The organism is Mucilaginibacter oryzae (assembly GCF_003148845.1).
Classification (GTDB): domain Bacteria; phylum Bacteroidota; class Bacteroidia; order Sphingobacteriales; family Sphingobacteriaceae; genus Mucilaginibacter; species Mucilaginibacter oryzae.
In genome coordinates this window covers 338710-361889 of record NZ_QGHA01000002.1, presented here as the reverse complement: position 1 = coordinate 361889, position 23180 = coordinate 338710, and the positions used below count along the sequence as shown (strand labels likewise).

General features: G+C 44.0%; 17 protein-coding genes. 7 read left to right on the top strand and 10 right to left on the bottom strand.

The features are described from left to right. Positions 1-12: 12 nt before the first annotated feature. Together LX99_RS06890 and LX99_RS06885 are read right to left on the bottom strand one after the other, a co-directional pair. Positions 13-2685 (bottom strand): glycoside hydrolase family 2 protein, encoded by a 2673-nt coding sequence (locus LX99_RS06890; RefSeq protein WP_109607192.1) that lies wholly within the window; start codon positions 2683-2685, stop codon positions 13-15. A gap of 277 nt (positions 2686-2962) precedes the next feature. After that, on the bottom strand, positions 2963-4402 hold the full coding sequence (locus tag LX99_RS06885; protein WP_109607191.1) for an alpha-L-fucosidase: 1440 nt from the start codon (positions 4400-4402) through the stop codon (positions 2963-2965). 182 nt (positions 4403-4584) lie between these two features. On the opposite strand from LX99_RS06885, the gene LX99_RS06880 reads away from it, so the two are divergent. From LX99_RS06880 to LX99_RS06860, 5 genes are all read left to right on the top strand, one after another. Next, complete coding sequence (locus tag LX99_RS06880) at positions 4585-5229, top strand: RNA polymerase sigma-70 factor (RefSeq protein WP_157446218.1); 645 nt, start codon at positions 4585-4587, stop codon at positions 5227-5229. 51 nt (positions 5230-5280) lie between these two features. Beyond that, a complete protein-coding gene (locus LX99_RS06875; protein ID WP_109607190.1) occupies positions 5281-6381 on the top strand; it encodes a FecR family protein in 1101 nt (366 codons plus the stop codon). A gap of 189 nt (positions 6382-6570) precedes the next feature. Beyond that, positions 6571-9891, top strand: coding sequence for a SusC/RagA family TonB-linked outer membrane protein (locus LX99_RS06870; RefSeq protein WP_109607189.1), 3321 nt, complete (start codon positions 6571-6573; stop codon positions 9889-9891). Between the two features lie 23 nt (positions 9892-9914). Then, the gene (locus tag LX99_RS06865) at positions 9915-12080 is read left to right on the top strand and encodes a glycoside hydrolase family 3 N-terminal domain-containing protein (RefSeq protein WP_109607591.1); all 2166 of its coding nucleotides are present in this window, start codon (positions 9915-9917) and stop codon (positions 12078-12080) included. 77 nt (positions 12081-12157) lie between these two features. Beyond that, positions 12158-12496: a TfoX/Sxy family protein gene (locus LX99_RS06860; RefSeq protein WP_109607188.1), complete on the top strand. Its 339-nt coding sequence runs from the start codon at positions 12158-12160 to the stop codon at positions 12494-12496. A 34-nt stretch (positions 12497-12530) separates the two neighbouring features. Here the strand turns inward: LX99_RS06860 and LX99_RS06855 are convergent, their stop codons facing one another. Continuing rightward, positions 12531-12905 (bottom strand): DUF779 domain-containing protein, encoded by a 375-nt coding sequence (locus tag LX99_RS06855; RefSeq protein ID WP_109607187.1) that lies wholly within the window; start codon positions 12903-12905, stop codon positions 12531-12533. A gap of 84 nt (positions 12906-12989) precedes the next feature. Beyond that, positions 12990-14492 carry an aldehyde dehydrogenase family protein gene (locus tag LX99_RS06850; protein WP_109607186.1) on the bottom strand — a complete coding sequence of 501 codons (1503 nt, stop codon included), beginning with the start codon at positions 14490-14492 and terminating at the stop codon, positions 12990-12992. 151 nt (positions 14493-14643) lie between these two features. On the opposite strand from LX99_RS06850, the gene LX99_RS06845 reads away from it, so the two are divergent. Further along, complete coding sequence (locus tag LX99_RS06845) at positions 14644-15585, top strand: AraC family transcriptional regulator (RefSeq protein ID WP_109607185.1); 942 nt, start codon at positions 14644-14646, stop codon at positions 15583-15585. 15 nt (positions 15586-15600) lie between these two features. Here the strand turns inward: LX99_RS06845 and LX99_RS06840 are convergent, their stop codons facing one another. From LX99_RS06840 to LX99_RS06825, 4 genes are all read right to left on the bottom strand, one after another. Continuing rightward, positions 15601-16944, bottom strand: coding sequence for a PhoH family protein (locus tag LX99_RS06840; protein WP_109607184.1), 1344 nt, complete (start codon positions 16942-16944; stop codon positions 15601-15603). 651 nt (positions 16945-17595) lie between these two features. Next, positions 17596-18354, bottom strand: coding sequence for a TIGR03915 family putative DNA repair protein (locus LX99_RS06835; RefSeq protein ID WP_109607183.1), 759 nt, complete (start codon positions 18352-18354; stop codon positions 17596-17598). A 2-nt stretch (positions 18355-18356) separates the two neighbouring features. Beyond that, on the bottom strand, positions 18357-19613 hold the full coding sequence (locus LX99_RS06830) for a putative DNA modification/repair radical SAM protein (protein WP_109607182.1): 1257 nt from the start codon (positions 19611-19613) through the stop codon (positions 18357-18359). 141 nt (positions 19614-19754) lie between these two features. Beyond that, complete coding sequence (locus LX99_RS06825) at positions 19755-20198, bottom strand: Hsp20/alpha crystallin family protein (RefSeq protein ID WP_109607181.1); 444 nt, start codon at positions 20196-20198, stop codon at positions 19755-19757. A 137-nt stretch (positions 20199-20335) separates the two neighbouring features. Here LX99_RS06825 and LX99_RS06820 point away from each other — a divergent pair, with 137 nt between their 5' ends. Beyond that, entirely contained in the window at positions 20336-20782 is a 447-nt protein-coding gene (locus LX99_RS06820) for an acyl-CoA thioesterase (protein ID WP_022833334.1), read from the top strand. A 161-nt stretch (positions 20783-20943) separates the two neighbouring features. Here LX99_RS06820 and LX99_RS06815 read toward each other — a convergent pair whose 3' ends face one another. Both LX99_RS06815 and folB read right to left on the bottom strand, forming a co-directional pair. Beyond that, complete coding sequence (locus tag LX99_RS06815) at positions 20944-22341, bottom strand: FAD-binding oxidoreductase (protein ID WP_109607180.1); 1398 nt, start codon at positions 22339-22341, stop codon at positions 20944-20946. Next, complete coding sequence (gene folB / locus LX99_RS06810) at positions 22331-22702, bottom strand: dihydroneopterin aldolase (protein WP_109607179.1); 372 nt, start codon at positions 22700-22702, stop codon at positions 22331-22333. Before folB ends, LX99_RS06815 begins: the two co-directional genes overlap by 11 nt. Positions 22703-23180: the final 478 nt, after the last annotated feature.

Below are 23180 nucleotides of genomic sequence, written 5' to 3'. Positions count from 1 at the left end.
ATCCGGTTCCTGTTATTTGTCGATAGAGATGGTTCTTTCAGCTACATTCCAGCCACCAATAGTTACCGCCAGGTTTTTATCTGCCCCGGGGTTATGGTCAATAACAACCTTTTTAGTTTGTCCCGGCAAAACTGTTACATAGTTATCACTGTAAAATGCAGGCAGGACGCGTTGTTTGGTATCGGCGTTAACCAATGATAGACGGTTAAAGAATGCCAGCGGCACATTGCCCGGATTGCCCAGCGTAACCTCTACCTTACCCTCTTTAGTATATTTAGCGGTAGCGGTTAAATCACCCTTGGGCATTTTCTGCAGACCAGAGAAATTACCATCGGCATCGGGTAGCCAGTAAATATTTTCGCTGATCACCTCTTTATCCGATTTTAGCAATTGCAGGCAAAGGAATACGCCCTTGTCTTTCGCCTCTTTTTCAATATCTTTTTTTAACGACAGGTAGCGTTTGGTGGTAGTTGGCGTTACATCGGCAAAAACCTGGGTCAGCATTTTCTCTTTGCCATCCATATCATAAGTTTTGGCAACAAGTAACATATTACTGTGGGTTTTAAAGGTATTGTTAGCAACCATCACCATACCATCGGTTTGGTTGTACATAATGTGCAGGGGCTCGCTGCCATTATGTAAGCCATACAAACAAGCGTTAGGGTCAAGGTAATAATCATACATCTGGCCGCGCATGGCTGTCCATGGGTTTTGGGTTTTCCAGATGATGGTACCGGTATACCAATCCCACATGTGCGAACTGAAACCTTCCATCAGGGCGCGGTATTGATCGTAATTTACCAGCTGGGCTTTGGTGGCAAAATCTTCAACGTTTTTGGCTTTGCCGTATTTATCTATAAAACCATCATAACCAATGTATTTGTGATAATCCCAAACCGGATCGGCTGTTGTTTTACCGGTTGAGGCATCATACTTAGGCACAACCATATTTTCGGCGGGAATGAAACGTTTTAACGATTCATAATCGCTTACACCAACCGAACCCACTTCCGAGTTGAAGGGAAAGGTTCTGTAATCCCAGAAAGTTGTAAGCGGCTGTATACCGTAAGGCCCGTCGCCATTACCCCCCTGCACATTGCGCGACATCTCTTCGGAGTTTGAGTATGGAATAAACCAACGGGTGTTATCCAGCTTAGGCATAATGGTATCGCGCAGGGCCGCGAAAATATCCTCAGGCGGCGTAATCTCGTTGCCGCCGCACCAGATGGCCAGCGATGGGAAATTGCGCACCAGCTTTACCTGGTCTTCTATCGATTTTAAATACAGATCATGATCATCCGGGTATTTACGGCGGGTCCATTGGTCGTCAAGTTTCATTGGGTCCGTCCAGCGGCCATTGCAATCGCCCGATCCCCACATGTCCTGGAAAACCAGCAAACCATATTTATCACAGGCTTCGTAAAATTCAGGGCGCTCTATTAATGCGCCCCCCCAAACACGGATCAGGTTCAGGTTCATATCGCGGTGAAAACGAACTTCGGCATCGTAGCGGGCATCGCTAAAACGCAGCATCTGGTCGGATATGATCCAGTTACCGCCTTTAATAAAGATCTTTTGGCCGTTAACATTAACCTGGCGGCTTTCAGTCTTAGCGTTCCATTCGGTTGTGATCTGGCGCACACCAACTTCAATCGCTTTCTGGTCGGATAATTTACCACCGGCCACAAACTGCAAATTAAGCTTATACAAATTTTGCGGACCGTAGCCGCTTGGCCACCACAGCTTAGGGTTTTTCAGGCTGTAATCGGCCAGTTTTACTTCCTGTTTAGAATTGGCCTTAAGTGTAACCTGTTGTGATACCAGTTTACCATCCAAATTATATTGTAAAGTTCCGGTAACAGGATCGCCGGTAGCATTCTCCAGCTCGGCTGATACCTGTACAATGGCGGGGGCCTGCGGGCCTTCCGGCATCCGTACGCCCGGAACCAGCGTAACCACATGCGGGTCTTTAATTACTACGGCGCCGGTGTGTTCAATAGTTACTTTATCCCAGATGCCGGTATTACGGTCGCGGATGGGCTGGATCCAGTCCCAGCCGGCAGTGTATTGAATGCCTACACCGCGGGCAATGGTGCCATCACCACCCTGGCCGCCGTTAGGATTGCCCACAACATCGGGCGGGTAAACAATAACCGCTAAACGGTTGCCGCCGTTTTTATTAAGCCATTTGGTAATGTTATAACTCTGGCGCAAAAACATGCCTTTATGCAGCTTGCTGTTCAGTTTGTGCCCATTCAAAAAAACATCGCAGCTGTAGTTAACGCCGCGAAAGTTCAAATAAGTTTGGTTGCTGCCGGTTGGCGCGGGTTCCTTAAAATCCTTAACAAACCAATAGGTATAGTAATCGCGGCCAACCTTATATATATCAGGAATCTTTTCATTGTTCATGCCATAAAAAGGATCAGGAACCTGTTTATTGGCTACCTGGTTGGTCAATACCGTACCGGGTACAGTTGCAGGGTTCCAGGCTGTAAGATCATAATTAGGTTGAGATATGGTTATACCGTTATCCTTTACACTATTCATCGAAGCAGTTTTCCAGCCGCTGTTAAGCTCATAGCGGGTTTGGGCCATGGCGTTTTGTAAAACGCCCAAACCAAGAACAGGTATTACTAATAAAAATTTAAACAATGCAGATTTCCCTGCTGTGCGGGTTGTTGTCATTTATTTGGATTGGATGAATGATCAAAATTAAAAACTGCCAAAACAATTTAGCTATAATTTTTGGCGATATTTTGTGGTGTTTTGTTAGATAAACTAACTTAACAACTTGTCATTTCGACGAGCGGGCTGGCTTTGTGTTATAGGGGCGAGGAGAAATCTTGTACGCCTCGCAATCCGGACTTGCTTAGTTCGCTTATCGCACATATAAGATTTCTCCTCACCTACTTCTCTACCCTGCCCTGTTCGTCGAAATGACATCGTGGTTTTGTACTTGTGTTTAATAAACTATCTTAAAACCCGCCGCTTCGCTCAGCCCGCTGGCTTGTTGTAATTTTGCGGGGATGCTGATATCAATACCATCGGCCACTTGTTTCCATTTAAGCTTTTGGGAGTTGCCGAGCAGGGTTACTTTTTTTACTTTTTTAATATCCTTCAGTTTTACAGATACTGTTGCCGGCAACACCACCTTTTCCTGATCGCTCAAAGCAAAGGCGTAAATAGTGTTGCTGTTTTTGGCTTTGGTGTAATAGATATTGCCTGTTGAGTATGGCGCTACTGATTGGGTGGCATAAATACCTTCGCCGTTAATTTTCATCCAGCGGCTGATGCCTTCTAAACGCTGATAGGCAACCGGATCCCAGTCACCATCCGGCCCGGGGCCGATATTCATTAACAGGTTGCCCCCACGCGATACGATCTTTACCAGTAACTGCACAATTTGCTGTACCGATTTGTAATGATCGCCGGGAACATAGCTCCAGGAGTTACCCATTGTAATGCAGCTTTCCCAGGGGTGATCAAGCGGTACCGTCGGTACTTCCTGTTCAGGAGTGGTATAGTTTTCATATTTACCGGCCACGGTACGGTCAACCACAATTAAACCAGGTTGCTTTTGCCTCGCCATTGTTGCTATACGGCCCATATCAATATCCTGATCGAATTTAATTCCACGCTGCCAGTCAACGGATGTATCGATACTGCTTTTAGGGCGAACCCATCCCCCATCCAGCCATAAAATATCAACCTTGCCATAATCGGTCATCAATTCGCTGATCTGGTTATAGGTAAAATCTTTAAATTTTTGCCACCGCTCAGGATATTTGGCAGGGTCATAATTTACGTTACGATCTTTAGGCGGAAAGTATGGCCACCAGTAATTTTCGTTATGCCAGTCGGGCTTTGAAAAATAAGCGCCGATCATGAAGTTATCTTTACGGAAAGCGTTGAAAATCTCTTTGGTTACATTGCTTCTGGGGTTGCTTGAAAAAGGCGTTTTGGCGCTGGTAATTTTATAGTCGGTTTGTTTGGTATCAAACATACTGAAACCATCGTGATGCTTGGTGGTAAAAATTACGTATTTCATCCCGGCATCTTTAGCTGCCTTTACCCATTTTTCGGGGTTAAACCTGGTTGGGTTAAAGGTAGTCTGCAGGTTTTCGTAAGCGGCTTTATAACCATTATAAGTTTCGGCGTAAGGGCCGCGGCGTTGGGTCCAGCCCTCATCCTCAGGGCAAATGCTCCAGCTTTCAACCACCCCCCACTGGCTGTATGTTCCCCAGTGCATAAAGAGGCCAAACTTGAGGTCCTGCCAATTGGCTATTTTTTGTTCAACAACAGGGTCGCCGACAGGCACGTATTGCTTTGACATATTATGCTGCTGCCCAAAAGTTTTAAAGAACACCGAAACCAAAAGAAATACCGTAAAAAATCGTTTCATCAAGCTATTATTTTATAAATTACTGACAACTTTATAAGGTGTATTGCTTACACACTTTTTAAAATATTTTAAAAAACTTTCGAACTTACCTATAAAAATTTCATTTTTCAGTTTTAATGTGTTATAATTGTTACACCATTATTAAGTTTTAAATTTAGTTGATTAATTAAAAATCTTTGGCTTTGAAAGACAAAAAAGTTGATACGCTAAAGTTATGGAAACTCATTTGTTGCGATGACGATGAGAACGCTTTCGAGCTTTTTTTCCACTTGCTCAACAACTCGCTTATTAAATTTTGTGTGCTTTATGTGCATCAAAAGGAAATTGCGGAAGAAATTGTATCGGATGTATTTGTAAAATGCTGGCTTAACCGTAAAAACCTTACAGATATCCAAAACCCCGAAACCTATCTTTTTGTAGCGGTAAAGAACCAATCGCTCAACCACATTAAAAAGTACTCCACCATCCATCTGGTACAAATTGAAGAAACCAATTCTGTCGAATTTGTAAACACCTATAATCCCCAAAAGGAAATTGAAAACAAGGAGCTGATGTTCAGGATGGACCAGGCAATTGCAGGCCTTCCGCAACAATGCAGGATTGTTTTCAGGCTGATAAAGGAAGACGGGATGAAGTACAAAGAAGTGGCCGAAATTTTAAACATTTCGCCGCGTACGGTACAAACCCAGCTTTTCAGGGCAATTAAAAAGCTTAGTGTCGTTTTGACACATTACAACAAACACCTCGAATTTCCTGCTAAATCGAATATAGTCAATGTTTTAGGATCAATAATTGTAATAATGAAATTATTTTTTCTATCCTTGTAGGTAATTAACCTAAAAAAGTTGTCCTATCAAAAAAGAGGATGCTATTTAACGATGGGCAATGACAGATTCATAGAGCTGGCAAGCAAAAAACTATCCAATGAGATCAGCTCTGACGAGGAGAAAGAACTTCAGCATTGCTTAGCTAACAGTAGCGGCTACCGGATTCAGTTTGAAGCCCTGTCGGCTTATTGGAAAAGCAGCGATACCGAATACGCCGATAATGCCCTCGCCTTCCAAAAAATCAAATCGAAGATAAAATCGCAGGAAGTTGCCCCCGAAAATCATCCTGAAACCAGAACTTTAAAAAAACGCCCGCTTTTCTATTTATGGCGTGCGGCGGCGGCAGTTGTTCTTGTTGCAGGTTGTTCTTACTTTTTCTATTCAAAACTTAGCACTCCAACCAACAGCGCTGCCGGGCTTAAACCGAGCACATGGCAAAACAAAAGTACTTTTGTACGCGAAAAATCAGCCATCCTTTTAACCGATGGCACCCGAATTACGCTCAACTCAAAAAGTTCATTACGCTATCCTGCCAGTTTTACCGGCAAAACCCGCGAAGTTTATTTAAGCGGCGAGGCTTTTTTTGACGTTCATAAAGATCACGACCACCCCTTTATTATCCATACCGAAAAAATGAACATTAAGGTATTGGGTACCTCGTTCAATGTAAAATCATATCCAAACGATTCGTCGAGCGAAACGACCCTGATCAAGGGGGCTATTGAAGTTACCTTAGATGACCGCCCGTCGGACAGGATTATTTTGAAACCGAGTGAAAAACTGATTGTAAAAAAGGGCACGATTGCTAACGTTCAAAAAAAGCAGGATAAACTTGTCCCTGCGGCGGATGCCGACAGCGGAACACAATATGTATTAACCAGCTTTACCCGTTTACACCCGGATGATAACGTTGTGCTGGAAACGTCATGGACACAAAACAAACTTATTTTCAGGGACGAAAATTTTGCCGACCTGGCAAATCGTATGGAGCGCTGGTACGGCGTGAGCATTCAGTTTAAAAACGACGACATGAAAAAATATCGCTTTACGGGTACCTATCAAAAGGAAAGTATCAACGAAGCTCTTGATGCGCTGCAACTGACAGAAAAATTCCATTATAAAATCAAGGACTCAGCCGTTTATATCTATTAGCGCCTTATTTTAAGGCGTCGCCATTTATTATTGGTTGTACATCAATTTACAGTTATTTGCTTTTGAATTTGACAATAATCATACAGCCCCTTTATCATTTTATACTATTACCTGTGCTAATTATAAATTTTATGTAAATTTAGGCATCGTTAAAAGTTGTCGGCGCCAGGTTTTAGGTTATCATCATAAATGAAAATACGGTTTACGTTAATATTGTTCTTCATTTTACTGTCTATATTAACTGTACATTCTCAAACCCGTGTCACCATTAACTTAAAGTCAACCGATTTTAAAAAGGTAATTGCCGCCATTGAGCATCAAAGTATCTATCACTTTGTTTACAGTGAACGTAAAATTCCGGTATTAAATACAACGGATGTCAGCTTCAATGGCGAAGAGGTTACCAAAGTGCTTGATAAAATTTTAGCCAATTCAGGTTTTGCTTATACCGAATTAGCCAACCACCTGATCGTAATAGCCCCTGCCGATGAAATTGTAAGTGTAATTAAGATAGAAGGCTTTGTAACCGACGAAAACGGAAGCCCGCTTACAGGCGCTACAGTAAAGGTAAAAGGATCCACCATGGGGTCATCCACCGATGCCAGGGGCTTTTTTTCGTTTGAAGCACCTTCTCAGTCTACATTGGCAGTGAGCTTTGTGGGCTATGTTACCAAAGATGTAAAACCCGAGGGGCCCATGCCCCTAACCGTTACGCTTACGGTAAGCAACGTTTTAAACGAGGTGGTAGTAACCGCGTTAGGTATCAATAAAGATGAACGAAAGGTTGGCTATTCGGTAACCACCATCAACGGCGAAGTATTGGATAAAGCAAAAGAATCCAACATCGCGTATTCGTTAGAGGGGCGTGTTGCCGGCCTCAGTATCAACGGCGTAAACGGCGGCCCGGCTTCGTCGGCGCGGATCCTGTTAAGGGGCGTTACCAGCTTTGGCGCGAGCGCTCCGCTGTTCATTATCAATGGCATACCGATAGACAACACCCAGCGCGGATCGGCCAATGAATGGGGCGGCGCTGATTTTGGCGATGGTATCAGCAACATCAACCCCGATGACGTAGAAAGCATGACGGTATTAAAGGGCCAGGCGGCATCGGCACTTTACGGAGCGCGCGCGGCTAACGGCGTAATTTTAATTACCACAAAAACGGGTAAAAAAAATTCGGCCTTCGGCGTGGAATTTAATACAAACTACCAGGCCGACAGAGCCATCAACACGTTCAATTATCAAAACACCTACGGCCAGGGCTTATACGGAATACGGCCTGCTACGGTAACAAGCGCTATATCATCAGGCAATTTCGGCTGGGGCGAAAAACTGGACGGTAAGCCTACCATTCAGTTTGATGGTAATTACTATCCTTATTCGGCGGTAAAAAATAACATCAACGAGTTTTATCGTTTAGGTTATACATTTACCAATACGGCGGCATTTAGCGGCGGTAACGATGAAGGCAGCTTCAGGCTGTCGTTATCCAGCTTAAACAACGGCTCCATAGTACGCAACAGCAACCTCAACCGGAAAACTTTCAACCTGTCGGCCAATCAAAACGTTACATCCAGGCTCAATATCAACGTTGTAGCCAATTATATCAACGAAACATCCAACTTAAAGCCCAACCTAAGCGATAGTCCATTCAATGTCAATAACATCCAATACCTTGCCGCCAACGAAGACCAGGCGATACTCGCGCCCGGCTATACTTCTGATGGCAGTGAGTTACGCTGGAACGGCGATACATATACCACCAACCCCTATTTTACAGTAAACAGATTTATAAATGATGTTAGCCGCAGCAGGCTGATCTCCGCGCTCACCGCCAGGTATAACTTTAACCAATGGTTTTATACACAACTGCGTATTGGCGATGACATCCTTTACGATAAGCGTAAAACAGTTACACCAACCGGCACGGCCTACTATCCCGGCGGCCTTGGCGGCCTGGATGAACAGTCATCCACTCAACGCTCAGAATTTAATGCAGATTTACTGCTTGGGGCAAAACATGATATCATACCTAAAGTATTGAACTTTGATTTATCCGCAGGCGCCAACCTTCGTAAAAACACTTATGAATATACCCGTCTTTTTGGCGACCCGTTCATTCTTCCGTATTTTTACAGCTACAGCAATGTAAGTATCAAAAACAGCTCGTACGCATACAAAGGCAGCGAAACGCAATCAGCCTACTATTCTGCCGATTTTTCGCTGAAAGATTACTTAACGCTTTCTACAACCGGGCGATACGATACCTATTCAACCTTACCGAGCGATAACAGGAGCATCTTTACGCCTTCGGTATCGGCAAGTATCTTATTTTCCGATTGGGTACACCTTCCCTTCCTCGATCTTGGAAAGTTAAGGCTATCATACGCGCAAACCAGCGGCGAACCCACCGATGTTTACGTAACAACCCAATACTATACCACCTACAACTCTATAAACGGTGTTTCCATAGGCGGTTTTAGCGACAGCCTGCCCAACTTATTTTTAAAACCTTATACCTTAACCGAGATGGAAGCAGGCGCCGAGCTCAAATTTTTAAATGGCAGGTTGGGTATCGACATGGCTTACTTTCATCGCAAAACCAGAAACGAGATCATTAAAGGAGATCTTGACCTGGCCACCGGCTTTGCACGCAGGTTCATCCCTACCGGATCTACACAGAATAATGGTATTGAGATCGAACTGAGCGGCACCCCTATCAAAACCAGGAACTTTACCTGGAACACATCACTTAATTTCACCAACGTACAAAACAAAATCCTGCAAACAGATGGCACACCGGAATCAGCCAACATCAGTTTCGGCACCTACCGCCCTTTAAATGCAACTACCGCGCTTGTGAAAGGCTTACCCGGCCCCCAGATTATGGCCAACGATTATTTACGCAATAGTAAGGGACAAATAATTTTTGATAACAACGGTCTGCCCCAGGGCGGTAAACGGGTACCCATGGGCAGCGCGGTGCCTAATATTTATGGTGGCCTGAATAACACTTTCGTTTACGGTAAAATAAATCTTTCGTTTTTGGTAGATTACCGCTTCGGCAACAAGATCCTGTCGGCAACAAATTATAATAGTATTTACCGCGGCTTTAACAAACTTACGCTGGCAGGAAGGGAAAGCGGTGTTATTGGCGACGGTGTAAATGCAAACGGCGAAAAAAACACCATTGCCGCCCCAGCGCAGAGCTATTACCAGGCGCTTGCCCAAAACGTATCGGCATTAAATGTTCTGGACGGCCGGTTTATCAAATTGAGACAGGTTACTTTTGGATACACCTTTTCAAAAGGATTTTTAAACCGTACGCCCTTCGAAAACATCACCTTCTCGCTGGTTGGCCGCAATTTATGGACCATCATGAAACGATCAGACAATATCGACCCTGAGTCGGGCTTTTCGCCAGACCTGAAATATGCCGGTATTGAAGGCGCCAGTTTGCCGCCTACACATACTTATGGAATAAATATTAATTTTAAGCTCAAAAAATAAATCATCTAAAAATGGCTCGCACCATGAAACAAAAACCCCTGCGCTACCTGGCTATTCTCGCCGTATCGCTAAATTTTTCTACTGTAAAAGCCCAGGCTCCTATTTACAAAGATGCTTCACAATCGATTGAATTACGGGTAAAGGATCTTTTATCAAAATTAACCATCGAAGAAAAGATCTCCTTACTTGGGTATCAAAGCCATGCGGTGCCACGTTTGGGCATCCCGGCGTATAACTGGTGGAACGAAGCTTTGCATGGCGTGGCCCGTGCGGGTGAGGCTACCATCTTTCCGCAGGCCATAGGCATGGCCGCTACATTTAACGATGATTTGCTTAAACAGGTATCAACCGTGATATCAACCGAAGCGCGTGCCAAATATAACCTGGCCATCGCGCAGGACAGGCACCTGCAGTACATGGGCCTTACATTCTGGACACCAAACATCAATATATTCCGCGACCCGCGCTGGGGCCGCGGGCAGGAAACCTATGGAGAAGACCCATTCCTGACCGGCCGTATGGGATCGGCATTTGTTAAAGGTTTGCAGGGTGATGATCCGAAATACCTGAAAACTTCGGCCACGGCCAAACACTTCGCCGTACACAGCGGCCCCGAAGCCACCCGCGACAAGTTTAATGCGCTTGTTGATGAAAAAGACCTGCGTGAAACTTACCTGTATGCTTTTCACGAACTGGTACAAAACAAAGTTGAATCGGTAATGAGCGCTTATAACGCCATTAACGGTGTGCCTAATTCTATCAATAAAGTATTGCTGACCGATATACTGAGGAAAGAATGGGGTTTTAAAGGGCATGTGGTTACAGATTGCGGCGCTTTAGATAACGTTTATACCCAGCATAAAGCTTTACCAACAGCTGTAGAGGTAGCTGCCGCAGCTATTAAAGCAGGGGTTGACCTTGATTGCTCAACTATTTTACAAAACGATGGGATTGCCGCCATTAAAAAAGGGCTGCTGACTGAAAAAGAAGTTGACCAGGCATTAGGCGCGCTGTTACGTACCGAGTTTAAATTAGGCTTTTACGATGACCCGGCAGCCAACCCTTACCACGGTTACGGCGCAGACAGTGTGCATAACGAGGCTCATTTGGCACTCGCCCGCAAAATAGCGCAGCAAAGCATGGTATTGCTAAAAAACAATAATAATGTGTTGCCGCTTAAAAAAAGTAATTATTCCAGCATTATGGTGGTGGGACCAAACGCCGCCTCGCTCGATGCCATGATAGCCAACTACCACGGCACCAGCAGCAAGGTAATTAACTTTGTTGAGGGTATTACCGGCTCGGTTGATAAAGCTACCCGCGTTGAGTATGACCTCGGCTGTGATTATAAAGACACTACCCACTTTGGCGGCATCTGGGCAGCAGGCAATGCCGACGCTACCATTGCTGTTATTGGCCTGTCGCCCGTATTGGAAGGCGAAGCAGGTGATGCTTTCCTTTCCGAAAGTGGCGGCGATAAAAAAACCCTAAGCCTGCCAGCCAGCGAAATAGCCTTCATGAAAGAACTGCGCAAAGGCATAAAGAATAAACCGCTTATTGCAGTGATCACAGCAGGCAGCGACGTTGATGTATCGGCCATTGAACCGTATGCAGATGCGATTATTTTTGCCTGGTACCCCGGCGAGCAGGGTGGCAACGCTTTGGCCGACCTTGTTTTCGGGGAGGTTTCGCCGTCCGGACACTTGCCGCTTACTTTTTATAAAGATATGAGCAACCTGCCCAACTACAGCGACTACAACATGAAAGGCCGCACGTACCGCTATTACAACGGACCTGTACAATATCCGTTCGGCTTTGGCTTAAGCTACACCTCTTTTGCCTACAACCTTGACGGCAAACTAAAAACAGCCTATAAAAAAGCTGATACCTTAACCGTAAACGTAAACGTGAAAAACACAGGTAAATTTAATGGCGATGAAGTAGTACAAGCTTACATCAAATATCCCGCTATTGACAGGATGCCCGTTAAAGAGCTAAAAAGTTTTAAACGGGTAAGCGTTGAGCAGGGCAAAGAAGGCTCGGTTACATTGAAAATCCCGGTTCAGGACCTGCAGAAATGGGATCTGGCTACCCATAAATGGAAGCTTTACCCCGGCAATTACAAGCTGGTGCTTGGCAGTAACTCGGCTGATGAAAAGCTGGTTGCCGATTTTAAAGTGAGTAATTAAACATAAAGTAAATGCCCCCGGCCAAGGCCGGGGGCATTTACTTTATATTATAACTTTATATATAAAGATTACCTATCATGCCCTACAACCAACAGTTAGCCGACCGTGTGCGCGAGGCATTAATGGATCAACCCATTATTGAAGAAAAGAAAATGTTTCAGGGTGTTTGTTTTTTGGTTGATGATAAAATGTGCGTATGCGTAAGTGAGCACAGCCTGCTTTGTCGCATTGGACAAAAACAGGCGAATTTGGAACTGGAAAAAGGCAACTGTACGCAAATGATGAATAACGGCCGCGTAATGAAAGATTTTGTTTACGTAGACGAGATGGAAGTTGCTACCTCCGAAGAGCTTAAATATTGGATAGCATTATGTATCGCATTTAATCCCTTAGCCAAATCATCAAAAAAGAAATAACCGGGGCTCCCCCCTTGTATCCGGCAATTAGTGATCAGGGCTCAATAAAACTTACCGGCTCCAGGTTGCTTAACTCATCTTCGGTAAATAACCTTGAGTGGATCATAAACCTGTACCCCGTAGGAATTTCGATAGAAAAACTGGAACCACGGCCTTTGGTAATATCAAGCTGCAACTGCGTATGCTGCCAGTATTCATACTGATCCTTACTCATCCAGAACCCGCATCCATCCACCTCACCTAACTTAACATCGCTGCTGCCCAGTATAAATTCTCCTTTTTCGAAACACATAGGCGATGAGCCGTCACAACAGCCGCCGCTTTGGTGAAACATCAACTCGCCAAAGCGGGTTTTCAGTTCGCTTATTAGTTTCGAAGCTTCGGGTGTTACGGTTACTCTTGGAATCATGATAGTTGAATTTACAGCAGGGCGCTAATTGCCAGGCTCGTACCAATAACAAACCTGGCCGTTAGCGCCCCTGTTTACTTATTTTTAAAAAAAGCCAAGCTTATTTTTATTATAAGAGATAAGCATGTTTTTGGTTTGGCGGTAATGTGCCAGCATCATTTTATGATTTTCCCTGCCGAAGCCCGATTTTTTATAACCACCAAACGGCGCGTGAGCCGGGTAAGCATGGTAGTTGTTAACCCAAACCCTGCCGGCCAATATAGCACGCGGCACCTGGTAAAGCTCGTGCGCATCGCGTGTCCAAACACCGGCGCCTAAGCCATATAGGGTATCATTTGCTATCGCGATGGCCTCTTCGGTAGTTTTAAATGTAGTTACACAAGCCACCGGCCCAAAAATCTCTTCCTGAAAAATACGCATCTTGTTATTGCCTTTAAACAAGGTGGGTTGAATATAGTAGCCGCCAGCCAGTTCGCCGTCCAGCTTTTTTACATCACCGCCGCATAATACTTCGGCGCCTTCTTCCTTGCCAATTTTAAGGTACGACTGGATTTTTTCATACTGATCGTTCGAGGCCTGCGCCCCCATCATCGTAGCGCTATCCAGCGGATTGCCCATAATAATAGCATTAGTGCGCTCTATTACCCTCGAAATAAATTTATCGTAGATATTTTCATGTACCAAAATCCTCGACGGGCAGGTACACACCTCTCCCTGGTTAAGTGCAAATAACACCGCGCCTTCTACCGCCTTATCAAAAAATTCATCATCGGCATCTGCAACCGACTCGAAGAAGATATTGGGAGATTTACCGCCCAGCTCCATCGTTACGGGAACAAGGTTTTCTGATGCATACTGCATAATAAGTCTGCCTGTGGTGGTTTCGCCGGTAAACGATACCTTAGCAACCCGTGGTGAGGATGCGAGAGGTTTACCAGCTTCGGGCCCGAAACCGGTAACAATGTTCAGCACTCCCGCTGGTAGTACATCCTGTATCAGTTCCATCAGCACCATGATAGATGTGGGTGTTTGCTCGGCAGGCTTCACTACGCAGCAATTACCGGCAGCAAGCGCCGGTGCTATTTTCCAGGTAGCCATCAATAAAGGAAAATTCCAGGGAATGATCTGGCCCACAACGCCAAGCGGCTCGTTCAACACAATGCAAACCGTATTTTCATCATGCTCAGAAATACCGCCTTCCTCGGCACGGATCACACCTGCAAAATATCTGAAATGATCCACTACCAGCGGCAAATCGGCAGCGCGGCATTCGCGAATGGCTTTGCCGTTATCTATACATTCTACCACAGCCAAAGCCTCCAGGTTGGTTTCAATGATATCCGCTATTTTATTGAGCAACAAAGATCTTTGAACTGCGGAGGTTTTACTCCAGGCCGGAAACGCGGCATGGGCGGCATCTAAAGCAAGTTCAATATCTTCTTTGGTTGACCGGGCTGCCCTGGTGAATACCTTGCCGTCAATTGGCGATATATTATCAAAATATTCGCCTTTAACGGGCGGAACAAATTTGCCGCCAATAAAATTGTCGTACTTATCCTTAAAGGATGGTTTAGAAACAGAACTCATAATGTTTATAATTTTGGTTGAACTAAGGTAAAGCCCCACATTTCAAGGCATTTGCATTATTGTATCAATTGGTAGCACAATGTTCGCATTTTTTGCGACTGCTTGTTAATGCTGATAAGTATGCCTAATTTGCTTTAAATTATAAACGGCTATGAATAACAAAACCCTGTTATCTCCGCTAAGCCTCTCACACGGAAAAGAACTGAATACGCTGGTAGAAAACCGGAAGGCTTATACCATGAACCACTGCGAGTTAAATGTTTTTGAAACCTTTCAGCGAAGCGAACTGGTGCCTTTAACTTTTAGCGACCTGGTAGTTACCAGTATGCTTCGGGGTAAAAAAGTAATGCACCTTTTTGATAAGCCGGGCTTTGATTACCTGCCGGGCGAAACAGTGATCGTTCCGCCGAATATTACCATGAAGATCGATTTTCCGGAGGCATCTATAAATCAACCGTCACAGTGTACAGCCCTTGCTATCAATCACCAGGAAATTACCAACACGCTTGATTTTTTAAATGAAAATTATCCCCGCGAAGACAACAAGACGTGGCAACTTAACTATAACCAGTTTCACTTTTTTAACAATTATGAGCTTGCGCAACTCATCAATAAACTCATCCGCATCAGCACCGGCGACGCGCTTACTAAAGATGTGCTGGCGAACCTCACGCTGAAAGAATTACTGATTCGCATTATGCAGATGCAAAACCTGCACGAAATTAACCACAACCTCCACGAACTTTCAACCGACAGCCGCTTTGCTTATGTGCTGGAATACATCAGGGTACATTTAACTGAAAAGCTCAATATTGACGCGTTGAGCCAAATGGCCTTTATGAGCAAGGCAAGCTTTTTCCGGGCGTTTAAACACGAACTCGGGATTTCGCCGGTTGATTATATTATTAAAGAGCGCCTGCAATTAGCCAAACAGCTAATGAATAACCCCAATAACAGCATTTCTGAAGCCTGCTTTAAGGCAGGGTTTAATAACCTCAATTATTTTAGCAGGGCATTTAAAAAAATCGAGGGTATTACGCCCAGTTACTACAAGGCTAAAAAACGGCAGAAGCAAACAGGTGTCTCTACTTAATATTTTGATACCATCTTACAACAAATCGGTTGCCAGGTTGGCCAGTTCGCTTCGCTCGCCTTTTTGCAGGGTAATGTGGGCGTAAAGCGGATGCCCTTTAGCTTTGTCGATCAGGTAAGATAAGCCGTTACTTTCGGCATCGAGGTAAGGTGTATCTATCTGGTAAATATCACCCGTAAATACAAACTTGCTGTTCTCGCCGGCGCGGGATATAATGGTTTTAACCTCATGGGGCGTGAGGTTCTGGGCCTCGTCAACAATAAAAAATATCTTACTTAAGGTTCGCCCCCTTATAAAAGCGAGCGGCGCAATCGAGATTTTTTCGTTATTAACCAGTTCATCAATCTTGGCCTGCATTTTTTCGTCATCCGCAAACTGATCTTTAATAAATTTCAGGTTATCCCATATCGGGGCCATGTAAGGGTCGATTTTTGATTTGATATCGCCGGGCAAAAAGCCGATGTCTTTATTGCTAAGGGGCACAATGGGCCGGGTAACAAAAATCTGCCTGTAATATTTGCGTTGCTCCAGCGCGCTGGCCAGCGCCAACAAGGTTTTACCGGTACCCGCGTTACCCTGTATAGTTACCAGTTTAATATCGGGGTGAAGCAGCGCGTGGATAGCAAATGATTGTTCGATGTTACGCGGATAAATATTGAGTACCGGTTGTTCGGTTACCTTTTCAAGCTGTTTGGTTTGCGAGTTGTAAAAACCTGCGGCCTCATTTTTCTTACCCTTTAATACGTAAAAGTGATTGTTGATATATGGTGTTAAGCTGAGGCTTTCGGCCGGCAAATTTTCGTTTTTGTTAAAGGTAGTGATTAGTTTCTCCGTTACCTTGTTTACATCGGTTTTGCCGGTATACAGTTCGTCGAGGTTCTTGATTTTACCGGTTTCGTAATCTTCGGCATGCAGGTTCAAAGCTTTGGCCTTTAGCCTGAGGCAAATATCCTTTGATACCAGCACCACCTTTTTTTCGGGGTTTTCATCCTGCAAACCCAGCGCGGCATTCAGGATGCGGTGGTCGGTTTTATCCGAACCAAAAACCTGTTCGGCATCAAGCCCGGTATTTTTCGCATCCATGGCAACCTTAAACCTGCCTTTGCTTTTACCGTTAAGGGGCAGCCATTCATTAACCACGTTACTGTGCGACCACTCGTCCATCAACCGGATAAAGCTGCGGGCTTCAAAATTACGGGTATCATTGCCGTTTTTTTTATTATCAAGCTCTTCCAATACCTGGATGGGTATGGCTACATCATGCTCCTGAAAATTTTGAAATGCGTTGTGATCGTAAAGGATCACCGAGGTATCTAAAACAAATATTTTCTGCTGGTTACGCTGGCCGTCCTTATTCATATCCGTTAAAAATAATGATTTTGGTTATTGAAGACAAAATATCTCCAACAGCCAAACCCTTTAAAAGCGAAAACGGGAGTCATCTCTTGCGATCTGAACTCCCGTTTCCAAACTATTGCTTAACCGTAGTTGCACAATAGCATCAAGTTTTGTGTATTTCTGACAGACATGATCTTCATCCGTTGCTCTCACGAGCGGTCGACTAACCTTCAATGTCACCGGTTTATGCTGTTTCACTCCGTAGAGGTATTCATCCTAATCCCGGCACCTCCTTTAACCGCTTTCTTTTTTCTAAAGACTTTCGCCTTTTTCATTTTTTCTTCGGCCCAGGTACTTCCATTGATCTTTAGCGCCCCCGAAGGTTTGCCCGATTCAATTTCTGTTTTCCTGAAAGGCTGTCAAAGTACGTCGTTCTTGATGTTTTAAATATCGGGACATAGCGGCGATTTGGCAAATATTTTTAATTGTTTTTATTAACCGGTTTTTAACATTAAATCAACAGTTATCAACACTTCTTAAAAAGCATTTTCAGCTATAAATACCGGCAACGGACTTACAAAAACTGAGGTTATCAACATCGCACTTTATTCACAAAAGTCCCTTATCACAAGATTTTCCTATCAACAAAATCTCTTAAAAACAACCTGAAGGTTAAAATTTTTCAGTTAAATGCTTCCAATAGCGCTTAGGAATATGGCGCACATGCAGCTTGGTATTTTTGCGCGAAGCGATGTTTACACTGCTAAAATAGTTTTTCCAAAGGTTTTGATAAATACCTTCATCCTCACTATAAGCGGCAATTACATCTGAAGGCTTTCCCGATCCGGCAAAATCCATTTCAATAAATTGGGTATCGTGCAAATCATAATACAGACCGTAATTTCTTTTAATATCGTAAATCATCCATTGCTGATCGGCGTAGCGGCTTTTAAAATGTTTAATGAGTAAGGGCAGCACATTAAAATCAGGTTCGATGCCTGCGTAAAAAGTGCCGTCGTTCAATTTTCGGAACCGTACAAAGGCCTCCATCCTGTGTTTTTCGCACCTTACCATTTTCAAAATTTCGGACAGGCGCATTACATACCTGTTGCCGTAATCCTCCTCAATATTTTGTTCGCTATTGAAAACGTAACGAATAAAACCGAGCACATTACAATCTTCATCCGCTATATCGGCCATATGTGCTATATATAATCGCTGAACACCGGCTGCCGAAAGTTTTTTCCGAAGGCCGCGCAATACGCGTGATGCCCTGACTTCATCCTTTACAACGGGGATCACCTCTTCAAACAACGCGCTGCTTTGCCACCGGCCTTTCAATAATTTTACCGGCTCCAATTTGCGTTCATAAATCTCAAACACAGCCGTCAGCAGGCCTTCAAACGTACCGTCGTAAACCAGTGTATACATAGCTAAAACAAGTTAAGTTGTGTTTGCGTGTTTTTAAGGTATTTACTTTGCGAAGATGCCAGGATAAATTGTTTGATGTTTTGTCCGCTTAAATCGCGCCGCTCAAATTCACGGCTGTTACAGGTAATAAAATACCGCGCCCTGTTAATGGCCACCCCAATTTTTTTTAACTGCTCCCACCCCAGTCGGGCAAACCTGCGTGCGCCTACTATTTTTTGTGCGGATTGCAGGCCGATACCCGGCACCCGTAATATCAATTGCAAATCGGCCGTATTGATATCTACAGGAAAAACGTGCATATTACGAATAGCCCAGCTTAGTTTGGGGTCGATATCCAGGTCGAGCAGCGGGTTACTATCATTCACAATTTCGTTAACATGAAAACCATAAAAGCGCATTAGCCAATCGGCCTGGTAAAGCCGGTTTTCGCGCACCATAGGTACCGCGGTATGGAGGGCTGGCAGCCGCTGATCGGCAAGTATCGGAACGTAGCCCGAATAATAAACCCGTTTTAAATTGAAATTTTTATAAAAATAATTGGCCGATTGCAATACCTGGTGATCGCTTTCGGGCGTAGCGCCTACAATTACCTGCGTACTTTGCCCGGCAGGAGCAAACAGCGGGGTACTTTTAAAAAGCTTTTTCTCCTCCTTATTCTGTATGATTTCATTTTTCAGAAACCGCATCGGATCGATCATATCCTGGCGGTTTTTATCGGGTGCCAGCAACTTCAATCCGGCTTCGGTAGGCATTTCTAAATTTACACTCAGTCTGTCGGCGTAAAGCCCGGCCTCGCGCATCAGTTCATCACTGGCGCCCGGAATAGACTTCAGGTGGATATAGCCATTGAAATTATGTTCGGTACGGAGTTTTTTCGCCACACGCACCAGCCGCTCCATGGTATAATCAGCATCTTTAAAAATACCGGAACTTAAAAACAAGCCTTCAATATAATTGCGACGGTAAAAATTGATGGTAAGGTCAACTACCTCCTGCACCGTAAAAGCAGCACGTTTGATATCATTGTTTTTACGGGATACGCAGTAGGCACAATCAAATATGCAATGGTTAGTAAGTAAAATCTTCAGTAATGATACACAACGCCCGTCTTCGGTATAGCTGTGGCAGATACCGTTACTGGCATTTCCCAGGCCTTTATCTTTATTTTTCCTGTTGCTTCCGCTCGATGCACATGACACATCATACTTCGCCGCGTCGGCCAATATATTGAGCTTTTCCGTTATCCTGTCCACGTTCATATCAAACCAAAAATACTAATATTTTTAGCAAATACAAATAAAACAGTAAAATCAACTCTTCAAAAATTAAGAAAAAAAAGGGCCGCCCCAAACGGAGCGGCCCTTAAACCAAACTAACTACTTTATGAAAACGCTCTTTAATTATTTTACAACAATTTCACGCGACTGAAATTTAGCTTCTTCTCTCTTGGCTACAGTAAGTTTCAGGATCCCGTCGGTGTAGTCAGCTTCAATTTTTGACTGATCTGCACTTTCAGGTAAAGTGAACGACCTTACGAATGAGTTGTAACTGTATTCGCGCTTGCTGAATTTTTTGCCTTCTTCAACGTTTTCAGCTTTCCTTTCGGCAGCAACGCTCAATACATTTTTATCTATGCTGATTTTAAAATCTTCTTTCTTCAAACCGGGAACGGCTAATTCAATATGAAATTCGTTTTCGGTTTCTGCAATATTAACAGCGGGCACGCGGGCAATCAGCTTATCGCTTAAAAACGAATCGTTAATTAATGAATCGAATACATCGCTAAAAAATGGATTAGCTGAAGTGTTGTTTTTAAGGCCGTTGTTGAATTTTACTAATGTCATGGTTATATCCTCCTAAAAGTTTTGTTTTTTATTAACTTCGTAACCTATTGATCAACTGCTGTACCAACAGCAAAACCGCCTAAAACAGAAGACAAAAAGTCATACATATTTATTTTAGGCAGACAAAACGACCGAAAATGGCTGAAAAACTTACTGATTACAAATATAAAACACCTATTCCTATCCGCTTTTCGGATATCGATTCATTTGGGCACGTTAACAACGCAGTTTATTTAACCTATTTTGAAATTGCCCGCATAGGTTACTGGAAAGAAATTATCAACTGGGACTGGAGCAATACCGGTATTATTTTGGGGCGGTCTGAGATAAATTATTTAAAGCCGCTTACCGTTCACGATACTATTGCCTGCTACGTACGCACAATACGTATAGGTAACAGCAGCTTTGATATGATGCATGTGCTGGTAAAAATCACGCCCAATGGTGAAGAGATTGTAACCACCGGCAAAACGGTTTGCATCAGCTATGATTACTCGGCCAATAAATCAGTTCCCATTCCGGTACCAGAGCGGCACAGGATGATAGATTACGATGAGCCAAGGCTGATTTTGAATACAAATTGATGTGCGGGTTTCAAATGTGCGGATGTGCAGATTCAAACGTCCGGATCTCAGATGTTCAGATTTAAGAAGCCCTGATGGCAGATGGTAAAGCATTCAAGCTACAATCCTATCATCTGCATATTTGCACATCTGAAATATGCACATTAATATCCTTACATTTACTAAAATATCTTCCCGGGGTTTAAGATCCCTTTAGGATCGAAAACCTGTTTAATTCCCCTCCAAATAGCAAAATGCGTATCTGAGTATTTGATTGGCATAAACTCTTTTTGCACCAAGCCAATACCATGCTCGCCCGACAGTGTACCGCCGAGAGATACCGTTAATTCGAATATTTCGCGAATGCCGGATTTGAGCTTGTTATTCCAATCTTCATCGCTCATATGGGCCTTTATAATGTTTACATGCAGGTTGCCATCTCCGGCGTGTCCGTAACAAACCGATTCAAAACCATATTTGGCCCCCGTTTCCTTGATTCCCTTGATGAGCAGGGGCAGCGCGGCCCGCGGCACAACGGTATCTTCCTCCTTATAAACCGAGTTTGATTTAACAGATACCGCCATAGTGCGCCTTAAGCGCCAAAGCTCCTCTTTTTGAGCCGACGAATCAGCAAAGAGCACATCGCGGCATTCATATTCTTCTAAAACGGCGTTAATCTTTTCGCAGTCGGCAAAAATCACATCCTGGTTGGTTCCGTCTACTTCTATCAATAAAAAAGCTTCGATACCGTCCTGTAAATCAAAAGCGATGTCATCGTGTTCTTTTACCCACTCCACCCCTCTCCGCTCCATAAACTCCAAAGCCGAAGGGATAACGCCAGCCCTGAAAATAGCCGACACCGCCGCGCAGGCCAGCTCATTAGCCGGGAACGAAGCCAGCATCAGCGCATCCTGCGTTGGGGCGGGTACAAGTTTTACCACTATTTTGGTAACAATGCCCAGTGTACCTTCCGACCCGATGATCAGTTGGGTTAAATTATAGCCGCTGGCATATTTCAGGGTATTGGCACCCGTCCAGATGATCTCGCCGGATGGCAGCACCACCTGCAGGTTAAGCACATATTCGCGTATGGTGCCATATTTAACTACCCTTGGCCCGCCCGAACCGTGCGATATATTACCGCCAATAAAACAACTACCCTTGCTGGCCGGGTCAACCGGGTAAAGGAGGCCTTTGGCAGCCACCTGGTTCATAAATTCTTCGGTAACAACACCCGGCTCAACGGTGGCCTGCAGGTTTTGCTCATCTATTTCGAGCACCCGGTTAAAACGCTCCATGGCTATCAGCAAACCGCCTTTTACGGGCAACGCGCCGCCGCTTAGGCCGGTACCGGCGCCACGGGGGGTAACCGGAATGGTATTTTCATTACAGAGTTTCAGCAGGGCCGAAACCTGCTCCGGCGTTTGCGGTTTAACTACCACTTCAGGGTAATAAACCAGGTCTTCCGTTTCATCATGACTGTATTTTTCAAGGCTTTCCTGCCCTGTTAAAACAGCGTCATCGCCTGCTATAGCTTTGATAGCATCTAATATTTGCGGGCTTATTTTATTAAACTCCATGTTCAGGCTTTTTGTAATTGATAATGACAGCCGAATGCGCAACCTTGCCGGTAAGCGGCGGTGTTAGCTTTTTAATCACCACCTCTATACTTTCAACAAAGGGATATTTCTTTTTAATCCTGTCGATAATGGATTGTCCTACGGTTTCTATCAATTTACGCGGATGCTTCATCTCTTCGCAGGTTATGATATACAACCTTTCGTAATCTACCGTTTTGTTGAGGCTATCTTCAAGCAAATCACCGGGAGGTATAAAACCCACATTTACATCAACCACAAAGCGGCAACCTATTTTTTGTTCTTCAGGATAAAATCCGTGGTACGCGAAAAATTCCGCGCCCTGCAGGGCTATATTGATCATGCGCCAAATGTAAATAACACCCTGTAAATCCCCCCGCCATAACCAGAAAAAGTTTTAAACAACTAATTGCCGCGACGTTAGCTATAGTATTTTATTCGGTTATGTTTACAATTTGCCTCTGTAACAAACAGGTAAATCGCCTTTAAATACTTATTGCTTTTATAGAAATGAATAAGAAATTTTCACGCGAATTATCTTTAAATCTTACCCAATTAAACGAATTACACGAATGGTGATTTTTCTATTATTGCAGGATTAGTGTAATTCGATAATTCGTAAAATTTGTGTGAAAATTTTTAAGCTACATATAACGATAGCCTTTGTAACAGATAAGCGATCTCCTGCTGTAACAAATTATACACTCTTAACCTTTCTTTTATTTTTTATATTCTGCAAAAACATGCTTTAAACCGTTTAAACCAACTTTTTACTAAAAACCGCCTCCACATATCAAAAAACAGCTTTTTTCATTTGCTTT

Bases quoted from the DNA above. Each gene is read 5' to 3' on its own strand.
- LX99_RS06860 (WP_109607188.1), top strand. From the start codon at position 12,158: ATGCCCTACAACCAACAGTTAGCCGACCGTGTGCGCGAGGCATTAATG.
- LX99_RS06820 (WP_022833334.1), top strand. From the start codon at position 20,336: ATGGCTGAAAAACTTACTGATTACAAATATAAAACACCTATTCCTATC.
- LX99_RS06825 (WP_109607181.1), bottom strand. From the start codon at position 20,198: ATGACATTAGTAAAATTCAACAACGGCCTTAAAAACAACACTTCAGCT.
- LX99_RS06875 (WP_109607190.1), top strand. From the start codon at position 5,281: ATGGGCAATGACAGATTCATAGAGCTGGCAAGCAAAAAACTATCCAAT.
- LX99_RS06865 (WP_109607591.1), top strand. From the start codon at position 9,915: ATGAAACAAAAACCCCTGCGCTACCTGGCTATTCTCGCCGTATCGCTA.
- folB (WP_109607179.1), bottom strand. From the start codon at position 22,702: ATGATCAATATAGCCCTGCAGGGCGCGGAATTTTTCGCGTACCACGGA.
- LX99_RS06890 (WP_109607192.1), bottom strand. From the start codon at position 2,685: ATGACAACAACCCGCACAGCAGGGAAATCTGCATTGTTTAAATTTTTA.
- LX99_RS06885 (WP_109607191.1), bottom strand. From the start codon at position 4,402: ATGAAACGATTTTTTACGGTATTTCTTTTGGTTTCGGTGTTCTTTAAA.
- LX99_RS06845 (WP_109607185.1), top strand. From the start codon at position 14,644: ATGAATAACAAAACCCTGTTATCTCCGCTAAGCCTCTCACACGGAAAA.
- LX99_RS06815 (WP_109607180.1), bottom strand. From the start codon at position 22,341: ATGGAGTTTAATAAAATAAGCCCGCAAATATTAGATGCTATCAAAGCT.
- LX99_RS06870 (WP_109607189.1), top strand. From the start codon at position 6,571: ATGAAAATACGGTTTACGTTAATATTGTTCTTCATTTTACTGTCTATA.
- LX99_RS06840 (WP_109607184.1), bottom strand. From the start codon at position 16,944: ATGAATAAGGACGGCCAGCGTAACCAGCAGAAAATATTTGTTTTAGAT.
- LX99_RS06855 (WP_109607187.1), bottom strand. From the start codon at position 12,905: ATGATTCCAAGAGTAACCGTAACACCCGAAGCTTCGAAACTAATAAGC.
- LX99_RS06830 (WP_109607182.1), bottom strand. From the start codon at position 19,613: ATGAACGTGGACAGGATAACGGAAAAGCTCAATATATTGGCCGACGCG.
- LX99_RS06835 (WP_109607183.1), bottom strand. From the start codon at position 18,354: ATGTATACACTGGTTTACGACGGTACGTTTGAAGGCCTGCTGACGGCT.
- LX99_RS06850 (WP_109607186.1), bottom strand. From the start codon at position 14,492: ATGAGTTCTGTTTCTAAACCATCCTTTAAGGATAAGTACGACAATTTT.